This is a genomic window from Nonomuraea zeae (assembly GCF_005889725.1).
Taxonomy (GTDB): domain Bacteria; phylum Actinomycetota; class Actinomycetes; order Streptosporangiales; family Streptosporangiaceae; genus Nonomuraea; species Nonomuraea zeae.
Genome location: NZ_VCKX01000518.1, coordinates 1 through 4,615 on the forward strand (window position 1 = coordinate 1; position 4,615 = coordinate 4,615).

Sequence of the window (4,615 nt, forward strand, 5' to 3'; positions counted from 1 at the left end):
CCCTCATGGCCACCCTCCCACCCGACGGCGCCATGACCGCCGTCACCATCACCGAAGACGACCTCCAGCCCCACCTCACCCCCGACGTCTCCATCGCCGCCGTCAACAGCCCGACATCACTCGTCATCTCCGGACACCGGGACCCCGTCCAGGCCCTCACCACAACCCTCGCCGAAGCCGGCTACAAGACCCGCCCACTCAACGTCCAGAACGGCTTCCACTCCACCCAGATGGAGCCCATCGCCGACCAGCTCACCCAGGCACTGGCGAACTTCGACTACCAGCCACCATCCATCCCCATCGTCTGCAACCTCACCGGCCACCTCGCCACCGACGACGACCTCCAGACCGCCGCGTACTGGACCCAACACCTCCTGCGCCCGGTCCGCTTCGCCGACACCCTCACCACCCTCAGCGACCTCGGCGTGACGACGTACCTGGAGCTCGGGCCGGACGCCACGCTCACGCCCCTCGCCGCCCAGGCCGGCCACGCCATCCCGACCAGAAGCCAGCGCAAGCCGGAGGCCGCCACCCTGGCCACCGCCCTGGCCCAGCTCGCCACCGACCCCGCCGCCCTCCACCCGGGCGGACACCCCGTCACGCTGCCCACCTACGCCTTCCAGCACCAGTCGTACTGGCTGACCACGAGCAGCACCGACCTGACCGCCACCGGCATGCAGGCGATCGAGCACTCCGTCCTGCGGGCGGTGACCCGGCTCCCCGACGACGGCTACCTGTTCACCGGCCGGATCACCCCGCACGACCAGCCCTGGGTCGCCGACCACGCCGTGCACGACGCGGTCATCCTGCCCGGCACCGCCTACGTGGACCTGCTCCTGCACGCCGCCCATCACATCGGCTACGACCAGATCGACGAGCTCACCCTGCACGCCCCCCTCGTCGTCACCGCCACCCACCAGCTCAACCTCACCGTCCAGCCGGCCGACGACGGCCGCCGCGCCTTCACCGTCCACTCCAGGACCCTGGACGAGGACGAATGGACCCACCACGCCACCGGCCACCTCGCCATCGGCCAGGCGACCGCGCCCGAGGCTCTCGTCACCTGGCCGCCCGAGGGCGCGTCCGTCGTGGACATCGACGACCTGTACGAGCACCTCTCGGCCACCGGCCTGCAGTACGGGCCGCTGTTCCAGGGGGTCGGCGCCATCTGGCGGGACGGGGAGACGGTCTACGCCGAGGTCTCGCTGCCCGCGGACGCGGACGTGTCGAGGCACGCCGTCCACCCGGCGCTCCTGGACGCCGCGCTGCACCCCGCCGTGCTGGCCATCCAGGACGGCGACGACGGGTTCGGCGCGGCCAGGATGCCGTTCGCGTGGACGGGGATCACGCTGCACGCCGGCGGGATCACCGAGGCGCGGGTGCGCATCCGGCGCACCGGCACCGAGAGCGCGGCGCTGACCTTGCACGATCGGGACGGCGCGGTCGTCGCGGAGATCGAGTCGCTGACGGGACGGCCCGTCACGGCCGGCCGGCCGGTGTCGGACCTGGTCTACCAGGTCGAGTGGGCCGAGACGACCGGGGACGCGCCCCCCGCCCGCTGGGTCGTGCTCGACGGCGACCTGGCCACGCTGACGGAGACGCCCGAGGTCATCGTGGTCCCCAGCCACGGCGCGGACGGCGACCACCTCGAAGCCACCCACGCGCTGGCCGAGCGGACGCTGCTGCTGATCCAGGAGTTCCTGGCCGACGACCGCTTCGCGGACTCGCGGATGGTCTTCCTCACCTGCGGGGCCATCGCCACCGGCCCGGACGACGCCATCACCGACCTGGCCGCCGCCACCGTCTGGGGCATGGTCCGGTCGGCGCAGAGCGAGCACCCGGGACGCTTCCACCTCGTGGACGCCGACCGGCCCGGCCAGGTGAGCCTCCCGGCGGAGCCGCAGGTGGCGGTGCGCGACGGCCGGCGACTGATCCCGCGCCTGACCAAGGTGGCCGGGAACGACGCCGTTCCCGTCACGCTCGACCCGGACGGCACGGTCCTGATCACCGGCGGCACCGGCGCGCTCGGCACCCACCTGGCCCGCCATCTCGTCACCCGCTACGGCATCCGCCACCTGCTCCTGGCCAGCCGCCGCGGCCCCGACGCGCCCGGCATCGCCAACCTGGTGTCGCTCGGGGCGCAGGTCACCATCGCCGCCTGCGACACCGCCGACCGCGCCGCCCTGGCCGACCTCCTCGACACCATCCCGGCCGAGCACCCTCTCACGGCCATCTTCCACACCGCCGGCGTGCTGCAGGACGCCACGGTCACCGGCCTCACCCCCGACCAGCTGCACGCCGTCCTGCGGGCCAAGGTGGACCCCGCCTGGCACCTGCACGAGCTGACCGGCGACCTCGACGCGTTCGTCCTGTACTCCTCGATCGCCGGGCTGCTCGGCGGCCCCGGTCAGGCGAACTACGCCGCCGCCAACGCCTACCTCGACGCCCTCGCCCATCGCGGGAAGGCCACCTCGCTGGCCTGGGGCCTCTGGGACACCGGCATGGGCGAGGCGCTCGACACCACGAGGATGGCCAGGAGCGGCATCCTGCCCATGCCCGCCGACACCGCGCTCGCCCTCCTCGACACCGCGCTGGCCACCGGCCTTCCCCTCGTCGTCCCCGCCAAGCTGAACACCTCGGCCGTCCGCGATCACGACCTGCTGCGCGGCCTGGTCAGGCCCGCCGCCCGTCGCGGCGCGGCGGCGCGGCAGAGCACGGGGGCAGTGGCCGACCGGCTCGCCGGCCTGAGCCCGGCCGAGCAGGAACGGCTGCTGCTCGACCTGGTGACCGACCGGCTCCGCGAAGTGCTCGGCCACGACGCGGGCACGGTCATCGACCCCGACGGCGGCTTCCTCGACGTGGGCCTCGACTCGCTGATGGCGGTCGAGCTGCGCAACCGGCTCAACGCCGCCACCGGGCTGCGGCTGCCCGCCACGGTCCTGTTCGACTACCCGAACTCCTCGGCCCTGGCCGCGCACCTGCGCAGCGTCCTCGGCACCGCCGCGACGACGGCGGGCTCCGTCTCCACCGCGCACGCGGCCTCGGGCGACGACGACCCGATCGCCATCATCGGCATGGCCTGCCGCTACCCGGGCGACGTCGGCTCGCCCGAGGACCTCTGGCGGCTGGTCACCGGGGCCACCGACGCGACGGGCCCGTTCCCCGACAACCGGGGCTGGCCCCTGGCCGACCTCTACGACCCCGACCCGGACGCCCTCGGCAAGAGCTACGCCTCCCGCGGCGGCTTCCTGTACGACGCGGACCGGTTCGACCCCGCGTTCTTCGGCATCAGCCCGCGCGAGGCCACGGCCGTCGACCCCCAGCAGCGCCTCCTCCTGGAGACCGCCTGGGAGGCGATCGAGCGGGCCGGCATCGACCCGGCCACGCTGCGCGGCAGCGCCACGGGCGTGTTCGCGGGCATCATGTACGACGACTACGCGACCCGGATGTTCCAGCAGGCGCCCAGCGAGTTCGAGGGCTATCTCAGCACCGGCAGCGCGAGCAGCGTGGCGTCGGGACGCATCTCCTACACCTTCGGCTTCGAGGGCCCGGCCGTCACGATCGACACGGCCTGCTCCTCGTCGCTGGTGGCCATGCACCTGGCGGCGCAGGCGCTGCGCAACGGCGAGTGCGGCCTGGCGCTGGCCGGCGGCGCGACCGTGATGGCCACGCCGAGCATCTTCGTCGAGTTCAGCCGCCAGCGCGGGCTCGCGGCCGACGGCCGGTGCAAGAGCTTCTCCGACTCGGCCGACGGCGTGGCCTGGGGCGAGGGTGCGGGCCTGCTGCTCATGGAGAAGCTGTCCGACGCGCGGGCGAACGGTCACCCGGTTCTCGCGATCGTCCGGGGCAGCGCCATCAACCAGGACGGCCGCAGCAGCCAGCTCACCGCACCGAACGGCCCCTCCCAGCAGCGCGTGATCCGGCAGGCCCTCGCCAACGCCGGCCTCACCACCTCGGACGTGGACGCCGTCGAGGCCCACGGCACCGGCACCACCCTCGGCGACCCCATCGAGGCCCAAGCCCTGCTCGCCACGTACGGCCAGGACCGCGAGGTCCCGCTCTGGCTGGGCTCGGTCAAGTCCAACATCGGCCACACGCAGGCCGCCGCCGGTGCGGCCGGGGTCATCAAGATGGTCCAGGCCATGCACCACGGCCTGCTCCCGCCGACGCTGCACCTCGACGCCCCCAGCCGGCACGTGGACTGGGAGGCCGGCGCGGTCAGCCTGCTCACCGAGCCGACGCCCTGGCCCGAGCACGACGACCGGCCCCGCCGGGCCGCCGTCTCGTCCTTCGGCATCAGCGGCACCAACGCCCACCTCATCCTCGAAGCGGTCCCCCAAGCCGGCACCGAGCCCACGGCCACCGAGAGCCCGATCCCCTGGATCCTGTCGGGCAAGAGCGAGCAGGCGCTCCGCGAGCAGGCCGCCCGCCTCGCCGACCACCTGGACGCGCACCCCGAGCTGTCGCCGGCCGACGTCGGCTACACCCTGGCCACCGCCCGCGCCCGGTTCCCGCACCAGGCGGCACTCGTCGGCACCACCCGCGAGGACTTCCGGCAGGCCCTGCACGCCCTGGCCGACGACCGGCCCGCGCCGAACCTCACCCACCACCAGCC

Annotated in this window: 1 protein-coding gene; it reads left to right on the forward strand. The window is 73.8% G+C overall.

What is annotated here, in order from left to right:
- On the forward strand, positions 1-4,615 hold a 4,615-nt coding region (locus tag ETD85_RS60335), incomplete at both ends, for a type I polyketide synthase (protein ID WP_138698775.1).